Below are 22,330 nucleotides of genomic sequence, written 5' to 3' on the forward strand. Positions count from 1 at the left end.
GTCAAAACTATGCAGACAATCCAATCAAACCTAGAGCGAATCCAAAGCGAGATTCGTGACTATGAGCTTAAGTTTGGGCGCCCATCTCAGTCGGTGCAACTTCTTGCCGTCAGCAAGACCAAGCCAAACCAAGCGATCCTCGATGCCATAGAGGCTGGCCATAGACAATTTGGCGAGAACTATGTGCAAGAAGGCGTAGAAAAAATTCAATATTTTCAAGAACATCATAGTCAGTTTGATATCGAATGGCACTTTATCGGACCGATCCAATCCAATAAAACCAAACCGATTGCAGAAAACTTTGACTGGGTTCACTCTGTGGAGCGTGCCAAGATAGCCAAACGTCTTAGCGATCAACGCGGTGAGGATAAAGAACCACTGCAGGTTCTGATCCAGGTAAACACCAGTGCTGAAGAGAGTAAGTCAGGTGTGCATGAGCAAGAAGCTCTAGAGCTTGCAAAGACCATCTCTGAGCTTCCAAACATCACCCTGCGCGGCCTTATGTCCATCCCAGCTAACGTGCAGGATTATCAGCAGCAGCTAGATGCATTTAATGAACTAAAGGCTCTGTTTGAGCAGCTGAAGGCTCAGTATCCTCAAGTAGACACACTATCTATGGGAATGAGCGGTGATATGCAGGCTGCGGTCGAGGCAGGCAGTAGCATGGTGCGCATCGGCACCGCTATCTTCGGTGCCCGAGACTATAAGAAGTGATAAAAAAAGAGCTCTGATTTCAGAGCTCTTTTTCGTTTAATCTACCCGACTCTCGGCAAGCCCTGAGACGGGTTTATTCTTTCGGTTCTTAATATACAGTGCCCCCAATAAAATAACCCCCGTTATCTCGAACACCATAAAGCCCATTATCATCGGGATAGAATAGATAAAACAGGCAAGACGCAGTAGCTTTTTAGCGGGGCCAAATAGCCACCCTTGGATACTGCCTATCATCAAGTAAATAGCCGCAATACCGAAACAGAAGGTATAAGCGATCTCAAAGCTATTCCCGTCCATGAATACCACTGGATTAAAGTAAGCCATATATGGAATAGCAAAGGCGACGATACCTACCTTGAACGAAGTAATCGAGGTCTCCATTGGGTTAGAGTTAGAGATACCTGCAGCCGCATAGCTCGCCAATGCAACTGGTGGTGTGATAGCTGACAGCACCGCGTAATAGAATACGAAGAAGTGCGCCACCAACGGCTCTATCCCTATCTCAATCAAGCCTGGCGCCACTACCGATGCGGCAATGGCGTAGGCCGCAGTCGTCGGCATGCCCATACCAAGGATGATAGAGATAAGCATGGCGAACACTAGCGCTAAGATCTGAGAGTTCTCCGCTAGCGCCAACAGCATAGAGGAGAACCTAGCCCCGATACCGGTAAGCGCAATACAGCCAACAATGATACCGGCAGCGGCACACACTGTGATGATCTGTACCGACATCATAGAGGCCGTGTTCAGCGCTCTACCTATGCCGCGTATACCCACCTTATATGGCGTCAGCCAACTCACCACAATAGCCGCTACGATAGCCAAGCTACCGGAGCGGATCACTGAATAGCCTAGGAACAGAGCCACGATAAGGATCAGGATCGGCATAAACAGATACGCTTGTCTCATGATAAGACCAAGCTTAGGAATCTGCTCCTTAGGAAGACCTAGCATGCCTTCTCGCGCCGCTACCGTATCCACCATCAAATAGATACTAAAGAAGTAGAAGATAGCAGGAAGAATGGCCGCTACCACTATCTCGGTATAAGGAATACCAGTGATCTCCGCCATGATAAAGGCACCAGCCCCCATGATAGGTGGCATGATCTGCCCACCGGTAGAAGCGGCCGCTTCGATACTCCCCGCTTCCTTCGGCTTATAGCCAACCCTTTGCATCAAAGGTATCGTCAAAGAACCGGTCGCAACCACGTTACCCGCACTGGTGCCGTTGATGGTGCCCATCAAGCCAGATGAGAAGATGGCTACCTTAGCCGGACCACCACGCTTTCTGCCTGCTAGAGCAAAAGAGAAGTTAACAAAGTATTCGCCTACCTTAGACACCTGCAGAAAGGCGGCAAAAATGATGAATAGAATGATATAGGTGGAAGATACCGCTGTTGTAGTACCCAAAATACCCTTATCGGTATAGAGATAGGTAATGATGCGGTTGAACTGGAAGCCGTTGTGATTCAAAAAGCCCGGCAGCCAAGGACCCGCAAAGCCGTAGCCAACGAAAGCAAGTATGATCACCACCAGCGCATTACCCGTCAATCGACGTGTTAACTCTAATAGAAGCAACATACCTGTTAAGGCCGCCCACACATTTCCTTGAGTCACAAAGTTGGTACCCGCACGCATACGCAGTGCAGTCGCATCTAAGTTAACCAAGAAATAGTAGGATGCCGCTAACATAGCGAGCACTAATCCTAGGTCTGACAAAGATACGGTGTGCCTTAGCTTAGGCTGAAAAAATCCCGCCACTATGGCCATCACAGCGCCTGCCGTGAGTGGGTAACCAAAATGGAGTGTCTCAAAATCAGGGGTCGGGTATTCACCTGCTGCCAGTTGGAAATGGATAACACCTAAGGCGTAAGTGGCATACAGGATCAAAGCCAAAGCAATACCACTTATCGCCAGATAAAACTTGTTCTGCTCTATTCGAGAATCAGAGCCATGGTCTTTAAAGGTTCTTGAGCTATATAAAATGAAGCCAATACCCACAGCACCGGCAACGTGTATGATGCGATAGGTCCAGCTTTCCAAAGGATAGATATTTAGCGAGACAATATGAAACAGAGCGTAAGCTATGGTGACCACAATAAAAAGCACACTCATCCAACCGGAAAAGATACGCTGATTGGGCATCACTATGTCTCTGTCGACGTCTTCAGTATTTAGTTTTGTTGTATCGTTCATAGGCACTCTCTATAAAACAAAGGGCGAGACACAAAAGCGCCCCACCCATACAGAGTTACTTCAGGTTTTCAGGGATCTTATAGCCGTTCTCTTCGAACCATTTCACCGCACCTGGGTGCCATTTAATTGTAGTATTGTGGATGTAGTTCTCTGGAATCGTGGTTTTCGCAGACTTATGAATACGCATCATGTCGTCGTGCTGTCCCATTACTATGCTCACTACCTTGTAAACAAAGTCATCATCAAGAGAGGCATTCGCGATAGCGAAGTTCCACATAGAAACTACGTTAGAAGACTTATCACCCAAAGTTGTATAGGTCGAAGCTGGGATCTCGAAAGGAGAAACAGGGAACTCGCTAGTGATCTTAGCGATCTCATCATCAGACATAGAGATGATGTTGATCTTTTGCTGTACCTCTAGCTGACTCACCGCTGGAATTGGAATACCCGCTGCAAAGGCGATCACATCGATCAATCCATCTTGAAGCTGTCCAACTAAGTCGTTCCAACCACCATTACGTTTTTGATAGTCCACGCCCAGCATGGTTAGCATCTTAGGGAAGTAAGTGTCTGAGGTTGAACCCGCTGGACCGAAACCGATCTTCGCACCTTTAGGGATCTCAGAGATCGAAGTGATACCAGATGAAGAAAGGGTCGTGATAGAGAATGGAGTCTGATACATAGGGAAGATTGCACGCACCTGATCCATCTTCATACCTGGCATCAGTGGGCTTTTGCCGGCAAGGGCCTCAGAGGCAGGTCCCATGGTCGTCAAACCAAATTCAAGCTCACCTGTGTGTACCAAGGCGAGGTTCTGCGTTGGTCCACCGGTTACCTCACCACCACCAGGGATACCTAGCTTACTCGACACTAGGTTTGCCCAGCCCGAGCCATAGGTGAAATAGGTACCACCCTGAGATGCTGTGCCTACGGTGAAGCTTTTTGGCATCTCAGCCACAGCCGCACCGGATACAGTAAGCGCCAGCAGGGCACCGAAGATTTTCTGTTTCATGTTGTGACGTCCTATCTAGTTATTATTACCGAGGATCTATTGACCTTATGCAATTAACTGTTGCTAGAGTCAGAAGGCCAATAGCCCCTGAAAAGGCATAAAAATCATAAACTTCAGAAATTAATGCTCCGTAAACAAATTGTTAATACCAAGTTTAATTTGGTCAATCTTCGTACGGGAAAAGTGTGTGATAAAAGCACTTATTAACTAGGTTCTGTGACAGGCATCGATTAATATTCAAATGGTATGAGTAGGGCCTGTTGCTGAGTTTTCGAATTAGGTTGCTTACACTGGTTCTAAAGTAAGATAATCTGCCTTTAATAAAAGGTTTCTAGACAAGGATTCGTAGCTTGGCACAGATTGAACACAGAAAGATTGCCTTTATTGGTGCAGGCAATATGGCTCGCTCTATCATCGCGGGATTGGTTGAAAGCGGATATCCAGCACAAAACATTACTGCGACGGCCCCTAGCCCAGACAGAAGAGATGCGTTAGCACAAGAGTACGGTATTCAATCTACGTCTGAAAACCTACAAGCCGCCGAACAAGCTGATGTGCTAGTTCTATCGGTAAAACCACAGATTATGGAGCAGGTTCTGGCACCTTTTGCCGAGCTAGACCTTTCAAGCAAACTCGTTATCTCTATTGCTGCAGGCATCACAGTACCGCGTCTTGCAGAGATGCTAGGCACACCAGCAGACATCATTCGTGTTATGCCAAACACCCCCTCCCTGCTTGGTTTGGGTATGAGTGGACTATACGCCCCTGAATCTGTTTCTGATTCAGACAAGCTATACGCAGGGCAGCTTATGGAAGCAGTTGGCAAGGTATGCTGGGTTGAACAAGAGTCTGGCATCAACAACATCATTGCAGCAGCGGGTAGCTCTCCTGCGTATTTCTTCCTATTTATGGAAGCGATGCAAAAAGAAGCTCAAGCGCAGGGCTTCTCTGAAGAGACCGCTCGTGAGCTGGTTCAACAATCTGCACTGGGCGCAGCACAAATGGTGGTAGCTAACCCTCAGCTTGATCTTGAAACCCTTAGAGCCCAAGTTACCTCAAAGGGTGGCACCACAGCACAAGCCATTGAAACCTTTAAAGATCACAAACTTCCGGACACGGTATCAGCGGCAATGCGCGCTGCTATCAAGCGTGCGGAAGAGATGGAATCCCTATTTTAAATCTATATCAAACAAGGAATTGCAATGAACTCTATGCAGTTTTTGGTCAACACCTTTTTCGACCTTTATATCATGATTGTTATCCTGCGCATCTGGCTACAAGCGGCGCGCGCTGACTTCTACAATCCGTTTTCACAGTTTGTCGTTAAGGCAACACAACCAGTAGTTAAACCTCTACGTCGCATCATTCCATCTATCGGCAGTATTGACCTAGCGACAGTGCTATTTGCGTATGTGCTTTGTGTACTTAAGTTTGTCCTACTGATGACCATCGCCTCGAATGGCGCTATGGGCTTTAGTCCTGACCTACTCATTATTGGCCTAATGGCTCTGGTTAAAGCAGCTGGTACTCTACTATTCTGGGTTCTTATCCTACGTGCAATCCTTAGCTGGGTTAGCCAAGGTCGTAGCCCTATCGAGTATGTATTCCATCAACTGACTGAGCCAATGCTTGCTCCGATCCGCCGCTTTATCCCAGCGATGGGCGGACTAGACTTAAGTGTACTGGTGCTGTTTATCATTCTTCAGTTCGCTAACTTCTTAATTGGCGACCTGACTAGCAGCCTATTCGGTCCTATCTGGTACAGCTTGTAACTTCTCAGGGGGATATAATGAAAAATGCTCTGATCCGATTCCTATCTTTAGTGGCCTTTATCAGCTTCGCAGCACCTAGCATGGCGGAGCAGTTTATGCGCTTTAAGGATATCGAAGTGCACTACTCAGCATTTAACTCCACCTTTATCCCCGCTGAGGTTGCGCGCGAGCTGAAACTCAAGCGAAACCCTTATGTTGCGCTGATCAATATCAGCGCCCTCGACCTCTATACCGTGGGCAAGAAAGCAACCCAAGTCTCTCTCAAAGGACAGGCTAAAAATCTAGTCGGCAACACCCGAAAACTAGATTTCAAGCAAATCCAACAAGGTGAAGCTATTTACTACATTGCCGAGCTTCCTATCACTGAGAACGAGACCTTCAGCTTTGAAATCAATGTTGATGGTGGCAATAAAGGCAGTGGCATCCTCAGATTCAACCAAACCTTTCATATTCAGGAGTAACCCTTGAGCGCATCTCAAAAACTTGTATTAGCAACCGGCAACCAAGGCAAGGTTCGCGAAATGGCGAGCCTACTCGCGGACTTTGGTTTCGATGTTAGAGCGCAAAACGAGTTCAACGTTTCTGAGGTAGCCGAGACCGGCACTACCTTTATCGAGAATGCCATTATCAAGGCGCGCCATGCAGCCAAAGAGACAGGTCTTCCGGCTATCGCGGATGACTCGGGTCTAGAGGTCGATTTTCTACAAGGTGCTCCAGGTATCTACTCTGCTAGATTTGCAGGTGAAGGCGCTAGCGATCAGCAAAACCTAGATAAGCTACTGCAAGAGATGCAAGGCGTTGCGACAGAAGAACGCTCTGCTCGCTTCCACTGTGTACTGGTTTATATGCGTCATGCTGAGGATCCAACCCCAATCGTCTGTCACGGCAAGTGGGAAGGACGCATCCTAGAAGAAGCTCATGGTGAAAACGGCTTTGGCTATGATCCTGTGTTCTTTGTGCCTGAAGATGGCTGCGCCTCTGCCGAACTTGCTCCACAGCGTAAGAAAGAACTATCACACCGCGGCAAGGCTCTAACTCTGCTATTCCAAGAGCTGAAAAAGGTTCTATGAGCACCCTAGTTCCACCGCCTCTCGGTCTGTATATCCACATTCCTTGGTGCGTGCAGAAATGTCCTTACTGTGACTTTAACTCCCACGCACTCAAGGGTGATATCCCAGAACAGCTCTATATCGATGCATTGCTAGAAGACCTAGCAACCGACATCGAAAAATACAGCGATTCTGTACAAAATAGAGAGCTGACCTCCATCTTTATCGGTGGTGGTACCCCGAGCCTTATCTCCGAGGGTGAGATAGCTAGGCTTCTTAAAGGGGTCGAAGCAAGAATCCCATTTTCTGACAACATAGAAATCACTATGGAGGCTAACCCAGGCACCATAGAGGCTGAGCGTTTCGCTAAATATGTTGAAGCTGGGGTTACCCGTATCTCTATTGGAGTGCAGAGTTTTGAGCAGCAGAAACTAGAACGACTTGGTCGTATTCATGGTCAAGATGAAGCGGTTAATGCGGCTAAGCTTGCGCATAAGATTGGCCTAAACTGCTTTAATCTTGATTTGATGCACGGCCTTCCAGACCAAAGCATCGATCAGGCGCTGAGAGATCTAGATAAAGCGATCGAACTCGCTCCACCGCACCTGTCTTGGTATCAGTTGACCATAGAACCAAACACTATGTTCTACTACAAGACGCCAACTCTACCCGATGACGATGACCTATGGGATATCTTCGAACAAGGGCACAAGAGACTCACAGACGCAGGCTATGTGCAGTACGAAATCTCTGGCTACAGCAAACCAGGATATCAATGCCAGCACAACCTCAACTACTGGCGCTTTGGCGACTATCTGGGGATCGGCTGTGGTTCTCACGGCAAGCTGAGTTTTGAAGATGGTCGCATTATCCGCACCACCAAGATTAAACACCCTAGAGGGTATCTAGCCGCTTATCAAAACATGGTAAAGCCATACCTTGATAGTGAGCACAATGTGGAACAAGTAGACCGTCCGTTTGAGTTCTTTATGAACCGCTTCCGCTTGATTGAAGCCTGCCCTAAGCAGGACTTTATCGATACTACTGGCCTGCCATTGAGCTCGATTCAAGAAACAATCGATTGGGCTCTGGAGATGGAATACCTCACCGAGAGTGATACCCATTGGCAGATCACGCAGAAAGGTAAGTTGTTTTTAAATGACTTGCTTGAGGCGTTTATGGCTGAGGAAGAGTAGCGATCAGCTATCAGTGAAAGAAACTCCCACCTACAGATGCCGGCTCAAGAGCATACCGGCATGACGTGTTCTGAATAATGATGATAGTAAAGAAAGCCCCCTGAGAGACCGTCATCCCGGAAGCGCATCGCGTTATCCGGGATCTTCCACCTAAGGAAGGTCAGTTAAAAAATCGAACGTCCGATTCGCTCAGACAGCAACTCTAGCGCTCTAGTACCCGCCAGCGAGTTCCCGGAAGCATCAAGCTCAGGCGACCAAACCGATATCGTCATCTCCCCAGGCACAACAGCGATGATCCCACCACCAACACCTGACTTGCCAGGCATCCCAACACGATAAGCAAACTCTCCCGCGCCATCATATAGACCACAGGTAGCCAACAGCGCGTTAAGCTGCTTGGTTTGAGTCGCAGAAACCACTCTCTTACCCGTCTGCACCGATACACCCTTGTTAGCCAGATAGCTAAAGGTCTTAGCCAAATCCACACAGCTCATCTTAAGGGCGCAGGCATAAAAGTAGTTCTGCAGAACCGGAATAACCTCACTATTGAAATTACCAAACGAGCGCATCAGATAAGCGATAGCAGCGTTACGATCGCCGTGCATCATCTCTGAGGCAGCAACTATCTTGTCGTAGATGATATGCGAGTCACCAGAAAGCTCTCGTACAAACTCCAGAAGATACTGACGCGGTGCCGATAGGCGGCAGTTAAGCAAGTCGGCGATAATAATAGCGCCTGCGTTAATAAAGGGATTGCGCGGTACACCCTGCTCCATCTCAAGCTGGATCATGGAGTTAAAGGCCTGACCTGACGGCTCTTTACCTACTCGAGCCCAAATCTCTGGTTGATCATAAAGACGCATTGCCATCGTCAAGCTAAGCGCCTTAGAGATAGACTGAATAGAGAAAGCCTCATCGGCATCCCCAGCCTTAAGCACTTCACCCTCATTGGTATAAACCGCGATACCTAGCTTATGATTCGGTACCCTAGCGAGAGCTGGAATATAATCAGCAACCTTCCCTTGCCCTATCAATGGAGTCACTTCTTCTAGAATATCTTGCAGAATTTGAGTAGTAGGTTTCATTGCTCACCTTCTTCGGGGGATAAAAAAGCCAACATCACGTTGGCTTCTCTTTATTCTTATTATGGTCGCAGGTTAAGGTTTAACTGCAATAAAGATGTTTCGATTAATAGACTGGTCAACGCGATGCAGATAACCAATATAAGGCTCCTCATCCATCACCTTAAAGCCTTGGCTCTCAAACAGTTCAGCTAGCTGCTTCCATTTCAGCGTAAACTCATTAAACGAAAGTACGATTGCGCCTTTTGGCTTGAGCACCTGCTTCCACGCTGGTAGCGCTTCCTCTAAAAGCTCCAAAGGGCTACGAGCCATCTTGGTATCTTTGGCGTTCTTACTGCCGTGCTGAACACCGTAAGGAAGGTCCGATACCATCACATCACAGCTGTTCTTCTTTACGATCTGGTTAATGATTCGAGTGTCAGCCGCATATAGCTTCATGCTCTGTGCTTGGTCATTGGCAAACGCTTCTTTTGAGTGAGCCGCCTGCAGAGCAAAGCCATCAGCAACCTTTTTACCACCAGCACCAGTACGTTTCTCTTTGGTTACCTTATGCTTAAAGCGACCATTTTTCATGTACTTAACAATGAAAGTTTGCGTCTCTTGCACCCATTTGGCGTTGATCTCGACACCCATCACATCTAGGCCTTGGATCAAGCCCTCATAAAGGGTGGTGCCTTTACCACACATAGGATCCATCAAGCATTTCTGTTCGCTATTTGTCGCGGCAGCACTCAAACCTAAATTCACCATCAAGCGAGTAAACTGCTCGTTGGTCTTGCCTGTGTAGCGCAGGATCTGACTCATGCTCTCAGGGAAGGTATTGAACGGCGTTGGCTGCAATGGCTTAAGCAGACCACCTTCAACAACTTGAAAGATAGCGTAGTAGATAGATGATGCTGAAATACGGGTCAGCTGAGCCTCGTTTAGTTCTTGCTCACTCTCAAACACCAAGGCAGCAGGAAGACCAATCTCTTTTTCTGTAACCTCAGTGACTGTCAGACCCATAGAGTCCAAGATAGCCTTTAGCTCAGAACAAGCAATCTTAACTGCAGTATCAAAGTAGATTCGGTTGTGTCCTGGGTTAGCAAGAATCGCGTACTGAAACATTCTTTTTCCTATAGGGTAGAAACCAAAAGCGATGCCTGATGCATCGCTTTATAGAGAGTAATCAATTAAGCGTTACGCTTATATTTGATATCCCAAACGCCATGCCCTAGGCGATGACCACGCGCCTCAAACTTGGTCAATGGGCGCTCTTCTGGACGAGGGATATAATCGCCCTCTTCAGCAATGTTCTCGTAACCAGGAGCTTGGTCCATGATTTCAATCATGTGCTCTGCATAGTTCTCCCAGTCAGTTGCCATATGGAAGATACCTGAGCCAAGAATCAATTTTTGACGAACCATCTCAGCAAAATCTAGCTGAACGATACGGCGCTTGTGGTGACGCTTCTTGTGCCATGGGTCAGGGAAGAATAGTTGTAGCGTATGCAGGCTTGAATCAGGAATCATGTTCGCAAACACTTCTACGGCATCGTGGCACATTACGCGGAGGTTAGTTACACCTTCTTCACGTGCTAGCGCTAAACAAGCACCTACACCCGGGCGGTGCACTTCGATACCGATAAAGTTCTTATTCGGCGCATTTTTTGCCATCTCAACCAGAGAAGTACCCATGCCAAAACCGATCTCAAGCACTACAGGATTAGCGTTGCCAAACACCTCTTCCCAGTTCAGTAGTTGTTCTTGGTAATCGATGCCCATAGTTGGCCAGCACTCTTCCATGGCTGCCGCTTGACCTTTTGTTAGTCTACCTTCTCGACGTACAAAACTACGTACTTTACGTACTAGTTTTCCGTCTTCAGTGTATTCATTAGTCGTTACTTCGCTCATTGTTCTGCCTGTTCATCGATTAATCAAAGCGGGGATTATACTCAAGTCGCTACAATATGCGAGAATTTCACCACTGTTCACCGCACTTGTGCTTGCAAATTATCTGAGTTGTGGTGCAATTTTAGCTCCTCTTAGCACTACACGATGGAAAATTTAGTGACCCCTTTCGCTCAGCAGATCCTAACTTGGTATCACCAGTACGGACGTAAACACCTTCCTTGGCAACAAAACAAAACCGCATACAAGGTATGGCTCTCGGAAATCATGTTGCAGCAGACGCAAGTCGCTACTGTCATTCCCTACTTCGAGCGCTTCTTAGAGGAGTTTCCAGATATTGTCTCGCTAGCCGATGCCGATATCGATCAGGTATTGCACCTTTGGACCGGTCTTGGCTACTACGCTAGAGCAAGAAACCTGCATAAAGCAGCACAGATGGTTCGCGATGAGCACAATGGTGAGTTTCCAACTGAATTTGAGGATGTGTTAGCGCTACCCGGAGTTGGTCGCTCCACAGCAGGAGCTATCCTTTCATCAGTCTACAATCAGCCTCACGCTATCCTCGACGGCAACGTCAAACGTGTATTGGCAAGAGCAAATGCTATAGGGGGTTGGCCGGGTAAGAAAACCGTTGAAAACCAATTGTGGGAAATTGCTGAGCAGCATACACCAAGCACAGAAGTAGAGCATTACAACCAGGCAATGATGGATATGGGAGCCATGCTGTGCACCCGTAGCAAGCCTAAATGCACACTTTGCCCGGTGAAGAAACTGTGTGTTGCAAATAAGCAAAGTAATCCGCTTGATTACCCTGGCAAGAAACCGAAAAAAGAGAAACCGACTAAACAAACCACATTTCTTATTTTTCACTGCAATGGTCAGGTATGGCTTGAAAAGCGCCCGCCAGCAGGTGTTTGGGGGGGGCTGCACTGCTTCCCTGAAACTGAATCAATCGATGATAATCAATCACTTAAACCCGATAGAAAGCTAATAAAGAGTGAACAGATACTGATAAGCTTCAAGCACACCTTTAGCCACTATCACCTGGATATCACTCCAATTCTGTTCGATTTATCCGACCAACCGACTCAAGTAATGGAACAGAATAAAGGTATTTGGTATAACTTATCTCAACCACAGCAGCTCGGATTGGCAGCCCCTGTAAAGGCTCTACTTTCAACGCTGCATCATGAATTGAATTAAGGACATTTCGATGAGCCGTACCGTATTCTGCGAACATCTAAAGAAAGAAGCTGATGGCTTGGATTTTCAACTGTATCCAGGTGAGCTAGGCAAACGTATTTTTGACAACATCTCAAAAGAGGCATGGGCGCTTTGGCAAGGTAAGCAAACCATGCTTATCAATGAACACAAGCTAAATATGATGGACCCAGAGCACAGAAAGCGTCTAGAAACCGAAATGGTAAACTTTCTATTCGAGGGGAAAGATATCGTAATCGACGGCTATACTCCTCCGAGCAAGTAGAACTCATCACCTATAAAGAGTGGCTATTAAGTCACTCTTTTTTATATCTTTATTGGCATCAAATGAAAAAACTGCTTTACCTATTTCTCCCTCTTATCCTCTCTGGCTGTAGTCGCGAATTCGTTGAGAAGATCTACGACGTCAACTATGAACCCACCAGCCGTTTTGCTGCAAAAAATCTAGCGCCCAAGCCAGGTCAATTTGAGAAAGACACCGCTGCGCTCGACTCTTTGATCAACAGCTTTACCGGTGATATCGAAAAGAAATGGGGTAAGCAGCAGGTTAAGGTTGCCGGTAAAAGTAACTATGTAAAATACATAGATAACTATGAGAGTCGCGCCGAGGTAAACTTTGCAGCCGGTAAGATAACTATAGAAACCGTTGCCTCAAAAGATCCTACCGCGCACCTAAAGAAAGCGATTGTTACTACCCTATTAACACCCGACGATCCCGCTCATGTCGATCTTTTCTCATCATCTGCGATCCAATTAGGTGGAGAACCCTTCCTATACAAACAGGTTGTGGACCAAGACGGTAAGCCTATGCAGTGGAACTGGCGCGCCAATCGCTTTGCGGAGTATCTGATTGCAAATAAAATGAAAACTAAGAAGGTGGACTTCAAGGTAGCTCACTACGTTGAAATACCTATGGTTGCTACTCACTCTTCAGTTCGCTCCTACAAGTACGCCGATATTGTGCGCCGTGCTTCTCAGCGCTATGGCATCCCTGAAGACCTTATCTACGCCATCATCAAAACCGAGAGTAGCTTTAACCCTTATGCGGTGAGCTGGGCCAATGCCTATGGATTGATGCAGGTTGTACCTAAGACAGCTGGGGCTGACGTATTCAAGCTAGTGAAGAAAAAACCGGGCACCCCAACACCCGAATATCTGTTCAACCCAGAAAACAATATCGATACGGGTACCGCCTATTTTTATATTCTGAAGAATCGATATCTCAAGGATGTGCGCAATCCAACCTCGCTTGAGTACAGCATGATATCTGCATACAACGGCGGTACTGGAGGGGTATTGAACACCTTTGACAGTAATAGTCGCTCTAATGCTATGACTCGATTGAACTCTTTGCAGCCAAATCAGGTGTACTGGGCACTGACCAATAAACACCGCAACGCGGAAGCGAGACGTTACCTAGAAAAGGTGACCAACTACAAAAGAGAGTTCAATCAAGGCAAAGGTTGAACAAATCGCTCAAATTAAGCGCAAACGATACAGATTCGATAAAAAAAACAAAAAACAGGTTGACGGCAACCGCAAAAATACGTTTAATAGCGCTCCGTTGCCCGGATAGCTCAGTTGGTAGAGCAGCGGATTGAAAATCCGCGTGTCGGTGGTTCGACTCCGCCTCCGGGCACCACAATTTAATATTGTTGGTGCTAGACACGAACAATTAGTTAGAAAGAATAAAGTGTGCCGACTTAGCTCAGTAGGTAGAGCAACTGACTTGTAATCAGTAGGTCACCAGTTCGACTCCGGTAGTCGGCACCATTCTTTTGCCTCGATAGCTCAGTTGGTAGAGCAGCGGATTGAAAATCCGCGTGTCGGTGGTTCGACTCCGCCTCGAGGCACCATTATTTGGTGCAGATACTCTTAACTAAGAGATTCTCGCAAGTAATTCCCCCTTAGTTCAGTTGGTAGAACGGCGGACTGTTAATCCGTATGTCGCAGGTTCGAGTCCCGCAGGGGGAGCCATTTTAAGTTGATTGATTTAATAATTGAGCAACTAACTCCTTTGTGAACGATGATATGTCACAGCCGGAAGCTCGGCGCGTTCGAGTCCACAGATGGAGACATTTTAAAACGTTGATTGAGAAATCAGTTAACTACAGGCGCCGACTTAGCTCAGTAGGTAGAGCAACTGACTTGTAATCAGTAGGTCACCAGTTCGATTCCGGTAGTCGGCACCACTTATAATTCCCCCTTAGTTCAGTTGGTAGAACGGCGGACTGTTAATCCGTATGTCGCAGGTTCGAGTCCCGCAGGGGGAGCCACATTAAGAAAACCGTACCCTTGGGTGCGGTTTTTTTATATCTACTCTTTGCGAACGATGATATGCCGCAGCCGGAAGCCCGGCGCGTTGAGTCCCGTAGGGGGAGCCACATTGAAGGCTCTAGTCTTACGACTAGAGCCTTTTTTGCATTTATATTCCCTGAACTCTAATACCAATCTATTCCCAAACACCATCAACTGATAGCTGATAGCAAGCCTGTTCAATATCTCCCCATCTACAAAATCTTATTAGCCAAACTAAGCTCCTATAAGAAAAATCCCCTGCTAGAACAACAATCAAAAAACAAAATGTAGCTCTACTGATACAAACAGCAGAATATTAGCTTAGGGTTGCCTCTCTTGATTGGCTTATTAATTGAGAATAAATTGAAAAATATAGGTTATTAATTAGTAAAACTAAGCTAGGAAACATACAAAAACAATCCATTCGGACTAGAATTTCATCAAACGAAACTTTTTTTGCATTTTAGTGTTGACGTTAAAAGGGAAAAACCGTTTAATACACCTCGTTGCCCGGATAGCTCAGTTGGTAGAGCAGCGGATTGAAAATCCGCGTGTCGGTGGTTCGACTCCGCCTCCGGGCACCATATTTTCGATTAGCGTCTAAGACGATAATCAAGGTGCAAAACCAAGAATTTAGCGTGCCGACTTAGCTCAGTAGGTAGAGCAACTGACTTGTAATCAGTAGGTCACCAGTTCGATTCCGGTAGTCGGCACCACTTATAATTCCCCCTTAGTTCAGTTGGTAGAACGGCGGACTGTTAATCCGTATGTCGCAGGTTCGAGTCCCGCAGGGGGAGCCAAATTAAGAAAACCGTACCCTTGGGTGCGGTTTTTTTTCGTCTGTAATTCGGGATTGGTTAGATAGATTCACTCGTCTGGCAATGCAGCATCCATCGAATACCAAACTTATCCACCAACTGTCCAAAGTGAGCTCCCCAGAAAGTATCCGTTAGCGGCATAACCACCTCTCCTCCCTCAGACAGAGCAGCAAAGATTTCAGCCTGCACACTCATATCATCTAGCATGATCGACAATGCTATAGGGCCATCGCTCTCAGTTCGTTTCAAACCGTCGGACATCATCAAGTGAAAGTGAGCACATTTAAACTCAGCATGCATTATCCAGTCAGGTTCAACGCCCTCCATTGCCTGAGGTGCATCAGAGAAATGCTGAAGTGCTGTAACCTCGCCAGAAAAGACGCCTTTATAAAATTCGAGAGCTTGTGCACATTTGCCTGAAAAGAACAGATAGGGGGTGAGCTGACTCATTCTGCTTCCTTATGTTGAGATAGGCTTCTTCTCAAACTAGAACCGAGTTTAAATATGTGCAAGTCGATTCGTTCAATTGCTAACGACCAATAAGGACTGCCTTCTTGAACCAAATACGCCTACTGATTCAGCAGTGATATTGATTTTGTTTATATCTAAATCCGAATATTGTATTTCTTTTTTTAAGTTGGCTTCCCTACTCTGAGCTCATAAAAACAATACCGAACAAGGATATAACGATGAAACTGAAACTCTCTCTCTGTGCTGCTGCCCTATGTTGTGCTCTACCTTCTTATGCGGTAACAGAGGGGCAACTGACCATCTGGATCAACGGTGATAAAAGCTATGAAGGCCTAGCCGAGGTTGGTAAACAATTCACCGCAGATACAGGTATCCCTGTAAGAGTTCAGCATCCTGATAAACCTGAAGAGAAGTTCCAGCAAGCTGCGGCAAATGGCGCAGGCCCTGACATTATCTTCTGGGCTCACGACAGGTTCGGTGGCTACGCTGAAGCGGGTTTAATCAAAGAAGTTAAACCAAGCAAAGAATTCAAAGAGAAGCTTGTAGATTTTAGCTGGGATGCGGTTTCAGTTAACGGCAAGATCATGGGTTATCCACTCGCAATCGAAGCACCATCTCTTATCTACAACAAAGCACTTATCAAAGAGGCTCCGAAGACTTGGGAAGAGCTAGTTGAAATAAACAAGCAGATGCAGGCACAAGGCAAAGAAGCCATCATGTGGGACATCAAGAATGCTTACTTCACTTGGCCAATGATCTCAGCTAGCGGTGCTTATGCCTTCAAAACAACAGAAACTGGCTACGACGCCAATGACACAGGTGTAAACAACGCTAAAGGCGTTCAGGGCCTGCAGTTCCTTGTTGATATGGTAAACCAAGGGGTTGTGAATCCTGACATGGACTACTCTGTAGCTGAAGCTGAGTTCAGCAAAGGCAATGTGGCTATGACCATCAACGGCCCATGGTCTTGGGGCAATCTAGATAGAATGGGGGTCGATTACGGTGTGGCAGTGCTGCCAACCCTTGATGGTGGTAGAGGTAACCCATTCGTAGGCGTATTGAGTGCAGGTATCAACTCAGCGAGTCCAAACGATGACCTAGCAGTAGAGTTCCTAGAGAACTACCTGTTCAAAGATGAGTCATTAAAGCTAATGAATGATGACAAGCCACTCGGTGCCGTAACCCTTAAATCATTCCAGCAAAAGCTAGAAGCGGACGAGCGTATCAAGTCTACCATGATTAACGCGCAGAACGGCGAGATTATGCCGAACATCCCTCAGATGACCGCCTATTGGTTTGCTGAAGGTGCTGCTATCGAAAGTGCGATTCTAGGTAAGCAGACGCCAAAAGAAGCACTGGATGACGCTGCCAAACAAATCCTAAGATAAAAATATAAGGGCTGAGAAATCAGCCCTTATTACTATATGTGGTTATCAAGTCAATTAAGCTTCTGGTTTTATCGCTTAGCTCGCCAGCCTTGGTATAAATGCCAACCTGCCCCATCTGAGCTTCATTAAGACATAAAACGCGCACACCCTTATCTTCAAATCTACTTATCATGCGGTTTGTATACGGCATGACGGCATCGCTACGCGTTAACATATCAATACTCGCCGAAAGGGAATAAACGCTGTATATCACCTGCTTAGAGCGCTCTATTAGAGACATTTTCTCGAGCGACTGCTGGTTGAGGATATCACCGTGGCGTGAGTGGTCTGGAGTAACCCTTAGCAATGGAAATTCACTTGCTTTAGCGAACGCCTCATAGCTGCCAAGCAGTGGATGTCCATCTCGTACGTACCATGCTTCTGTGTCTTGAAACAGCGGGATAAAGCGTATCTTGTGCCTAGTATCTAGACCTAAGATCTCGTGCCCTACAAACAGGTCTATATCATCGGCTAACAGGTGATGAATCAAAGAGAGCCCGTTACCAAATTCTAGGTGCAAAGAGCTGTTACTGTACTTCTGGCTAAAGTCCGTCACGGCATCAGAGACAAAGCACTCCCACCAGGCTTCGCCGACACCTAGCTTAACCTTGCCGCTACTCCTCTCTTGCATATCAGAGAGTTGATGCAGCATCAGGCTATGCTTCTCTTGGATGTCCTGAACATACTGGAAATAGACATGCCCATACTCTGTCAGCTCAACGCCCTTAGAGCGTCGATGAAACAGAGGCATACCAAGATTACCCTCAAGCTTTTTGATGGCCGTGGTGAGTGCTGGTTGGCTGATGTGAAGCTTCTCAGCGGCAGCCTTAATACTGCCGCTTCTCGCTACTTCATAGAACTGGCGATTCAGTTTATCCATAAACTAGTTGTAAGCCCTAGCCACTCGACCGCTGGACTGCATGCTGTAGCTTTGGCTCGAGAATGGCACGAATACCGACTCACCCATAGCTATAGAAACAGACTCGCCTGATTCATGGGTTAATGTCAGGTCTGACTCAAGCGCCATCAGGATCTCTGCACTCTTAACCTCTACTTGCACACCTTGGGTTGGCGTGTAGATAGAGAACTTAAAATCAGGCACAGGCACTGGGTAGTGCTCACCGCCTTCAGACAGAACAGCTTCTGTTAACAGTGAATCGAAAGGCTTTGGCTCGAACAGAGTACAGCTAACCAACTCGTCTACATCTATATGCTTAGGCGTCAGACCTGCGCGCAAAACGTTGTCAGAGTTTGCCATGATCTCTAGCGCTGTACCCTTGATGTAAGCGTGCGGTGTGCAGGCATCGAGGAACATAGCCTCACCCGGTTTCAAGGTGATGAGATTGAGCATTAGAGGGCTCAACAAGCCAACATCACCAGGGTATTGCTCCGCAAGGAGCATGATTTGATTAAATAATTTCTCTTGCGTGTTCGCTTCAGCATAGGCCAATAGCTTATCCAGCACTGATTGCTTCTTATCGCCCTCAAGACGAAGGATAGAGCTAAAGAACTGCTCAAGACCTTCTACATTCAAAGCTTGTTTGAAGCTCGCTACTTCAGCTCCCAGCTCAGATATAGCAACCTGCTCAAAAAGCTCAACGATCTCGGCATAATCCCTAAAGCCATTCATCGCATCGTACTCAGTCAGCGCGTACACAAGCTCAGGCTTATGGTTCGCATCACGATAGTTACGATTAGAGGCTTTGACGTCCACTCCAGCTTTGTTCTCTAAATCATACCCTTGCTCTGCTTGTGCCTTACTTGGGTGAACCTGAATAGACAGCGCGTTTTCCGCCGCCAACACCTTGAATAGATAAGGCAATTCACCAAACTGTTTTGCAGTCTCAGCATTAAGTACCGATTCCATATCCGCAGAGATAAGCTCAGACAGATTCAGTTTTTCTTGATTAACCGTCACCTGTGAACAGCCATTTGGATGCGCCCCCATCCAAAGTTCAGCCTGTGGTTGACCCTCTTGGTTGTCGATGCCAAACAGGGTGTTCAGAGAAGAGGTACTGCCCCACGCAAAATTTTGGATAACATTCTGCATCGGAAAGAACCTTTGTTTCAAAACGTCCATTACTACTCCCACTTATGTCTTTTATTTTTGCAGGCTAGACTAGCGTACATCCCAAAGTCGAGATAGTACTAAGATCAAGAATTTGTATTAAATTGGTATTAAAGGAGCGCAATTGATTGATCCAGAGATCCTAGGATATGATTCGCTTTTTGCTCAATCTCTGCCTCTGCAGGAAGCAGGTCTGGCACCATGACGCATACACAACCGGCCGACAAACCCGCGCGCATACCGTTGTTCGAATCTTCAAACACCACACACTCTTCAGCTTTCAGTCCGAGCTGTTTGATGGCTTTTAGATAGCCCTCTGGATTCGGCTTACCTTGAGTCACATCCTCAGCGGTAACCACTACCTCAAAACCATCTAGATAGTCAGAACCAGTAAAGTTCACCTTTACATCTGGAAGTGTTGATGAAGTGATAAGTGCTAAACGATAGTTCTTTGCCTTAGCTGCCTCCATAAGATCGCTAAATCCAGGCTTATAGTCGATACCCTCAGCTCTCAGACTATGAAAGTGCTTATCACGCACTGATTTAAACAGCTCCAGATCAAAGCTCTTGTCGGTATAAAAGTCCGATAGCATGCGCTCACACTCTACGTCCTTTACACCAATAAAGGTTTGATAAAGTGAATCTGGTAGCTCCAATCCCTGTTTTTCAGCAGCATACACCCAACTCTTCTTGTACACGGATTCGGTATCAAAGATTAACCCGTCCATATCGAACAACAGAGCCTTGTATTTATTTCCGCTCATTTTTCCGCCTTCTAAAAATTAAAATCCAAAACCAAACATTGTAATAAAATTACACGTCCATCTGGAGGTACGACATTTCGCATAGTAAACAATCTAAACCAGCTTACTAAAACCGCACTTTTGCGTACCAAAGGACTATTAATTCCAAATTAGTGATCTACATCACCAACTTTTTTAAAGCCCACAAAATAAATATGTGACCAATATCACCTATAGTTGATATCAATTCTCAACAAAATGAACCTGTAATTTATAAACAGCATCAATATGTGATTAAAATCACATAGACACAAACAATCACAATTTTTAAAGGTGATATAGATCACACATTTAGTGTCAGGGAGGCATTTTAGGAAAGGTGTGTTAGATTTTCTGGCATTGAAACAACGAACAACCTATGCCCCCTGAGGCGAACATAATAAATCGAGGTCACCCTTATGCTATCTCCAGAAGCGAAGATAAAAGTCCAGAACTTCGGTCGATTCCTCTCCAACATGGTGATGCCAAACATTGGCGCATTCATCGCTTGGGGTTTTATCACCGCTCTATTCATTCCAACAGGCTGGTTCCCTAACGAGACCCTGGCGCAACTTGTTGGTCCAATGATCACCTACCTACTTCCACTGCTGATAGGATACACAGGTGGTAAGATTGTTGGTGGAGATCGTGGTGCAGTCGTGGGCGCGATCACGACTATGGGTGTTATCGTTGGTACCGACATTCCTATGTTCATGGGTGCAATGATCGTTGGTCCTCTTGGTGGTCTAGCTATCAAGAAGTTTGATGCTTCTGTAGAAGGTAAGGTTAAGAGCGGCTTCGAGATGTTGGTTAACAACTTCTCTGCGGGCATCGTTGGTATGATCTGTGCGATCATCGCTTTCTTCGTTATTGGTCCAGCTGTAAAACTTCTATCTGCTGCGCTAGCACAAGGTGTAGACATCATGGTAAACGCGGGCCTACTGCCTCTAGCGTCTATCTTTGTTGAGCCAGCGAAAATCCTTTTCCTAAATAACGCAATCAACCACGGTATCTTTACTCCACTTGGCGTGCAGCAATCTGAAGAACTAGGTCGTTCTATCTTCTTCCTGATTGAAGCAAACCCAGGTCCGGGTCTAGGTCTACTGCTTGCTTACATGATGTTTGGTAAAGGCAACGCGAAGCAGTCTGCTGCGGGTGCATCTATCATCCACTTCTTTGGTGGTATCCACGAGATTTATTTCCCATACGTTCTAATGAACCCACGTCTAATTCTTGCGGTTATCGCTGGTGGTATGACGGGTGTATTCACTAACGTTCTATTTAACTCAGGCCTAATCTCTCCAGCATCTCCTGGTTCTATCTTCGCTGTACTTCTAATGACTCCAAAGGATTCATTCATCGGCGTAATCTTGTCAGTAGTTTCAGCAGCAGCAGTATCTTTCCTAGTTGCGTCTCTTCTAATGAAGACTCAAGCAGACACTGATGAAGATGAAGACTCGCTAGAAAAAGCAGCAAGCCAAATGAAAGACATGAAGGCTTCTTCAAAAGGTGCTGCAGCTGAACTAGACCTAGCAAAAGTTAAGAAAATCATCGTTGCGTGTGACGCAGGTATGGGCTCAAGTGCTATGGGTGCAAGCCTACTTCGTAAGAAGGTTGAGGCTGCGGGTCTAAACATCTCAGTAACTAACCTAGCAATCAACTCACTACCAGAAGATGTAGATATTGCTATCACACACAGAGATCTGACTGACCGTGCTCGCGCTACAGTGCCAAACGCACACCACATCTCGCTAAGCAACTTCCTTGATGGTGCAGTATATGACGACCTAGTAGCTCAACTTGTTGACGCACAATCAGGCTCAACTGAAGCCGCTCCTGCTCAAGCAGTTGAAGAGAAAGCTGAGGAAGAAGGCAACAAACTAGAACTGACTGAAGAGAGCGTATTCCTAGGTCTGAAATCAGACAACAAACAAGACGCAATTAAGTTTGCTGGTGAGCAACTGGTTAAGCTAAACAAGGTAGCTCCTGAGTATGTAGACGGTATGTTTGCTCGTGAAGAGCTTGTATCTACCTACCTAGGTGAGTCTATCGCTGTACCGCACGGCACTATCGAAGCGAAAGAGTTCGTTAAAGAAACCGGCATCGTATTCTGCCAATACCCTGAAGGTATTCAGTGGGGCGAAGATGAGGACGATGTAGCTAAGATGGTTATCGGTATCGCAGCACAAGGCGATGAGCACAACATGGTGCTAATGGCTATCACGAATTCACTTGATGACGAAGAAGCAGTTGCGTTGCTACAAACAACCTCTAACAAAGAAGATGTACTACGCATTCTGAATGGTAACTAATTCACCTTTGCGTCATTGCTCCT

General features: G+C 46.4%; 20 protein-coding genes and 9 tRNA genes. 20 read left to right on the plus strand and 9 right to left on the minus strand.

What is annotated here, in order from left to right; all coding sequences use genetic code 11:
• Positions 1 to 9: 9 nt before the first annotated feature.
• Entirely contained in the window at positions 10 to 714 is a 705-nt protein-coding gene (locus tag Pcarn_RS11705) for a YggS family pyridoxal phosphate-dependent enzyme (protein ID WP_261834042.1), read from the plus strand.
• A 36-nt stretch (positions 715 to 750) separates the two neighbouring features.
• Here Pcarn_RS11705 and Pcarn_RS11710 read toward each other — a convergent pair whose 3' ends face one another.
• Positions 751 to 2,910 (minus strand): TRAP transporter permease, encoded by a 2,160-nt coding sequence (locus Pcarn_RS11710; RefSeq protein WP_261834043.1) that lies wholly within the window; start codon positions 2,908 to 2,910, stop codon positions 751 to 753.
• 55 nt (positions 2,911 to 2,965) lie between these two features.
• Positions 2,966 to 3,922, minus strand: coding sequence for a TAXI family TRAP transporter solute-binding subunit (locus Pcarn_RS11715; protein WP_261834044.1), 957 nt, complete (start codon positions 3,920 to 3,922; stop codon positions 2,966 to 2,968).
• Between the two features lie 359 nt (positions 3,923 to 4,281).
• On the opposite strand from Pcarn_RS11715, the gene proC reads away from it, so the two are divergent.
• From proC to hemW, 5 genes are read left to right on the plus strand one after another with little or no spacing between them, the layout of a single operon-like run.
• Positions 4,282 to 5,100 (plus strand): pyrroline-5-carboxylate reductase, encoded by an 819-nt coding sequence (proC, locus tag Pcarn_RS11720; RefSeq protein WP_261835679.1) that lies wholly within the window; start codon positions 4,282 to 4,284, stop codon positions 5,098 to 5,100.
• 24 nt (positions 5,101 to 5,124) lie between these two features.
• The gene (locus Pcarn_RS11725) at positions 5,125 to 5,694 is read left to right on the plus strand and encodes a YggT family protein (RefSeq protein WP_261834045.1); all 570 of its coding nucleotides are present in this window, start codon (positions 5,125 to 5,127) and stop codon (positions 5,692 to 5,694) included.
• Positions 5,695 to 5,711: 17 nt separating this feature from the next.
• Entirely contained in the window at positions 5,712 to 6,155 is a 444-nt protein-coding gene (locus Pcarn_RS11730) for a DUF4426 domain-containing protein (protein WP_261834046.1), read from the plus strand.
• A gap of 3 nt (positions 6,156 to 6,158) precedes the next feature.
• Positions 6,159 to 6,764: an XTP/dITP diphosphatase gene (locus Pcarn_RS11735; RefSeq protein ID WP_261834047.1), complete on the plus strand. Its 606-nt coding sequence runs from the start codon at positions 6,159 to 6,161 to the stop codon at positions 6,762 to 6,764.
• On the plus strand, positions 6,761 to 7,939 hold the full coding sequence (gene hemW / locus Pcarn_RS11740) for a radical SAM family heme chaperone HemW (protein ID WP_261834048.1): 1,179 nt from the start codon (positions 6,761 to 6,763) through the stop codon (positions 7,937 to 7,939). The genes Pcarn_RS11735 and hemW overlap by 4 nt, the downstream gene beginning before the upstream one ends.
• Positions 7,940 to 8,103: 164 nt before the next feature.
• Here hemW and glsB read toward each other — a convergent pair whose 3' ends face one another.
• The 3 genes from glsB to trmB all read right to left on the minus strand — a co-directional run bounded on the left by glsB (position 8,104) and on the right by trmB (position 10,913).
• Complete coding sequence (glsB, locus tag Pcarn_RS11745; RefSeq protein ID WP_261834049.1) at positions 8,104 to 9,024, minus strand: glutaminase B; 921 nt, start codon at positions 9,022 to 9,024, stop codon at positions 8,104 to 8,106.
• A 72-nt stretch (positions 9,025 to 9,096) separates the two neighbouring features.
• Positions 9,097 to 10,128 (minus strand): TRM11 family SAM-dependent methyltransferase, encoded by a 1,032-nt coding sequence (locus Pcarn_RS11750; protein ID WP_261834050.1) that lies wholly within the window; start codon positions 10,126 to 10,128, stop codon positions 9,097 to 9,099.
• A gap of 65 nt (positions 10,129 to 10,193) precedes the next feature.
• The gene (trmB, locus tag Pcarn_RS11755; protein ID WP_261834051.1) at positions 10,194 to 10,913 is read right to left on the minus strand and encodes a tRNA (guanosine(46)-N7)-methyltransferase TrmB; all 720 of its coding nucleotides are present in this window, start codon (positions 10,911 to 10,913) and stop codon (positions 10,194 to 10,196) included.
• A gap of 156 nt (positions 10,914 to 11,069) precedes the next feature.
• Here trmB and mutY point away from each other — a divergent pair, with 156 nt between their 5' ends.
• The 12 genes from mutY to Pcarn_RS11815 all read left to right on the plus strand — a co-directional run bounded on the left by mutY (position 11,070) and on the right by Pcarn_RS11815 (position 15,229).
• A complete protein-coding gene (gene mutY, locus Pcarn_RS11760; RefSeq protein WP_261834052.1) occupies positions 11,070 to 12,113 on the plus strand; it encodes an A/G-specific adenine glycosylase in 1,044 nt (347 codons plus the stop codon).
• A gap of 10 nt (positions 12,114 to 12,123) precedes the next feature.
• Positions 12,124 to 12,396 carry an oxidative damage protection protein gene (locus tag Pcarn_RS11765; RefSeq protein WP_261834053.1) on the plus strand — a complete coding sequence of 91 codons (273 nt, stop codon included), beginning with the start codon at positions 12,124 to 12,126 and terminating at the stop codon, positions 12,394 to 12,396.
• 62 nt (positions 12,397 to 12,458) lie between these two features.
• Positions 12,459 to 13,598 (plus strand): membrane-bound lytic murein transglycosylase MltC, encoded by a 1,140-nt coding sequence (gene mltC, locus Pcarn_RS11770; protein WP_261834054.1) that lies wholly within the window; start codon positions 12,459 to 12,461, stop codon positions 13,596 to 13,598.
• A 99-nt stretch (positions 13,599 to 13,697) separates the two neighbouring features.
• Positions 13,698 to 13,773 (plus strand) — tRNA-Phe (locus tag Pcarn_RS11775).
• Positions 13,774 to 13,828: 55 nt separating this feature from the next.
• Positions 13,829 to 13,904, plus strand: a tRNA-Thr gene (locus Pcarn_RS11780).
• A 7-nt stretch (positions 13,905 to 13,911) separates the two neighbouring features.
• A tRNA-Phe gene (locus tag Pcarn_RS11785) sits at positions 13,912 to 13,987 on the plus strand.
• A 45-nt stretch (positions 13,988 to 14,032) separates the two neighbouring features.
• Positions 14,033 to 14,108, plus strand: a tRNA-Asn gene (locus tag Pcarn_RS11790).
• A gap of 139 nt (positions 14,109 to 14,247) precedes the next feature.
• Positions 14,248 to 14,323 (plus strand) — tRNA-Thr (locus tag Pcarn_RS11795).
• 8 nt (positions 14,324 to 14,331) lie between these two features.
• Positions 14,332 to 14,407 (plus strand) — tRNA-Asn (locus Pcarn_RS11800).
• Positions 14,408 to 14,937: 530 nt separating this feature from the next.
• Positions 14,938 to 15,013 (plus strand) — tRNA-Phe (locus Pcarn_RS11805).
• Positions 15,014 to 15,069: 56 nt separating this feature from the next.
• Positions 15,070 to 15,145: transfer RNA gene (locus tag Pcarn_RS11810), tRNA-Thr, on the plus strand.
• A gap of 8 nt (positions 15,146 to 15,153) precedes the next feature.
• A tRNA-Asn gene (locus Pcarn_RS11815) sits at positions 15,154 to 15,229 on the plus strand.
• A gap of 57 nt (positions 15,230 to 15,286) precedes the next feature.
• Here Pcarn_RS11815 and Pcarn_RS11820 read toward each other — a convergent pair.
• Positions 15,287 to 15,697, minus strand: a complete 411-nt coding sequence (locus tag Pcarn_RS11820; RefSeq protein WP_261834055.1) for a VOC family protein — start codon at positions 15,695 to 15,697, stop codon at positions 15,287 to 15,289.
• A gap of 239 nt (positions 15,698 to 15,936) precedes the next feature.
• Between Pcarn_RS11820 and malE the strand changes: the two genes are divergently transcribed.
• A complete protein-coding gene (malE, locus tag Pcarn_RS11825) occupies positions 15,937 to 17,106 on the plus strand; it encodes a maltose/maltodextrin ABC transporter substrate-binding protein MalE (protein WP_261834056.1) in 1,170 nt (389 codons plus the stop codon).
• 19 nt (positions 17,107 to 17,125) lie between these two features.
• Here the strand turns inward: malE and Pcarn_RS11830 are convergent, their stop codons facing one another.
• The 3 genes from Pcarn_RS11830 to Pcarn_RS11840 all read right to left on the minus strand — a co-directional run bounded on the left by Pcarn_RS11830 (position 17,126) and on the right by Pcarn_RS11840 (position 19,977).
• Positions 17,126 to 18,025 carry a LysR family transcriptional regulator gene (locus Pcarn_RS11830; RefSeq protein WP_261834057.1) on the minus strand — a complete coding sequence of 300 codons (900 nt, stop codon included), beginning with the start codon at positions 18,023 to 18,025 and terminating at the stop codon, positions 17,126 to 17,128.
• 3 nt (positions 18,026 to 18,028) lie between these two features.
• On the minus strand, positions 18,029 to 19,225 hold the full coding sequence (gene manA / locus Pcarn_RS11835) for a mannose-6-phosphate isomerase, class I (RefSeq protein WP_261834058.1): 1,197 nt from the start codon (positions 19,223 to 19,225) through the stop codon (positions 18,029 to 18,031).
• Between the two features lie 98 nt (positions 19,226 to 19,323).
• Positions 19,324 to 19,977, minus strand: a complete 654-nt coding sequence (locus Pcarn_RS11840) for an HAD family hydrolase (RefSeq protein WP_261834059.1) — start codon at positions 19,975 to 19,977, stop codon at positions 19,324 to 19,326.
• 437 nt (positions 19,978 to 20,414) lie between these two features.
• Between Pcarn_RS11840 and Pcarn_RS11845 the strand changes: the two genes are divergently transcribed.
• On the plus strand, positions 20,415 to 22,307 hold the full coding sequence (locus Pcarn_RS11845) for a PTS mannitol transporter subunit IICBA (RefSeq protein WP_261834060.1): 1,893 nt from the start codon (positions 20,415 to 20,417) through the stop codon (positions 22,305 to 22,307).
• Positions 22,308 to 22,330 lie beyond the last annotated feature (23 nt).

Origin of the sequence: Vibrio ishigakensis, assembly GCF_024347675.1 — a bacterium.
Taxonomy (GTDB): Bacteria; Pseudomonadota; Gammaproteobacteria; order Enterobacterales; family Vibrionaceae; genus Vibrio; species Vibrio ishigakensis.

Coding starts and splice junctions, on each gene's coding strand:
- Pcarn_RS11705 (WP_261834042.1), top strand. CDS start 10: ATGCAGACAATCCAATCAAACCTAGAGCGAATCCAAAGCGAGATTCGT.
- Pcarn_RS11710 (WP_261834043.1), bottom strand. CDS start 2,910: ATGAACGATACAACAAAACTAAATACTGAAGACGTCGACAGAGACATA.
- Pcarn_RS11715 (WP_261834044.1), bottom strand. CDS start 3,922: ATGAAACAGAAAATCTTCGGTGCCCTGCTGGCGCTTACTGTATCCGGT.
- Pcarn_RS11725 (WP_261834045.1), top strand. CDS start 5,125: ATGAACTCTATGCAGTTTTTGGTCAACACCTTTTTCGACCTTTATATC.
- Pcarn_RS11730 (WP_261834046.1), top strand. CDS start 5,712: ATGAAAAATGCTCTGATCCGATTCCTATCTTTAGTGGCCTTTATCAGC.
- hemW (WP_261834048.1), top strand. CDS start 6,761: ATGAGCACCCTAGTTCCACCGCCTCTCGGTCTGTATATCCACATTCCT.
- glsB (WP_261834049.1), bottom strand. CDS start 9,024: ATGAAACCTACTACTCAAATTCTGCAAGATATTCTAGAAGAAGTGACT.
- Pcarn_RS11750 (WP_261834050.1), bottom strand. CDS start 10,128: ATGTTTCAGTACGCGATTCTTGCTAACCCAGGACACAACCGAATCTAC.
- trmB (WP_261834051.1), bottom strand. CDS start 10,913: ATGAGCGAAGTAACGACTAATGAATACACTGAAGACGGAAAACTAGTA.
- Pcarn_RS11765 (WP_261834053.1), top strand. CDS start 12,124: ATGAGCCGTACCGTATTCTGCGAACATCTAAAGAAAGAAGCTGATGGC.
- mltC (WP_261834054.1), top strand. CDS start 12,459: ATGAAAAAACTGCTTTACCTATTTCTCCCTCTTATCCTCTCTGGCTGT.
- Pcarn_RS11820 (WP_261834055.1), bottom strand. CDS start 15,697: ATGAGTCAGCTCACCCCCTATCTGTTCTTTTCAGGCAAATGTGCACAA.
- malE (WP_261834056.1), top strand. CDS start 15,937: ATGAAACTGAAACTCTCTCTCTGTGCTGCTGCCCTATGTTGTGCTCTA.
- Pcarn_RS11830 (WP_261834057.1), bottom strand. CDS start 18,025: ATGGATAAACTGAATCGCCAGTTCTATGAAGTAGCGAGAAGCGGCAGT.
- manA (WP_261834058.1), bottom strand. CDS start 19,225: ATGGACGTTTTGAAACAAAGGTTCTTTCCGATGCAGAATGTTATCCAA.
- Pcarn_RS11840 (WP_261834059.1), bottom strand. CDS start 19,977: ATGAGCGGAAATAAATACAAGGCTCTGTTGTTCGATATGGACGGGTTA.
- Pcarn_RS11845 (WP_261834060.1), top strand. CDS start 20,415: ATGCTATCTCCAGAAGCGAAGATAAAAGTCCAGAACTTCGGTCGATTC.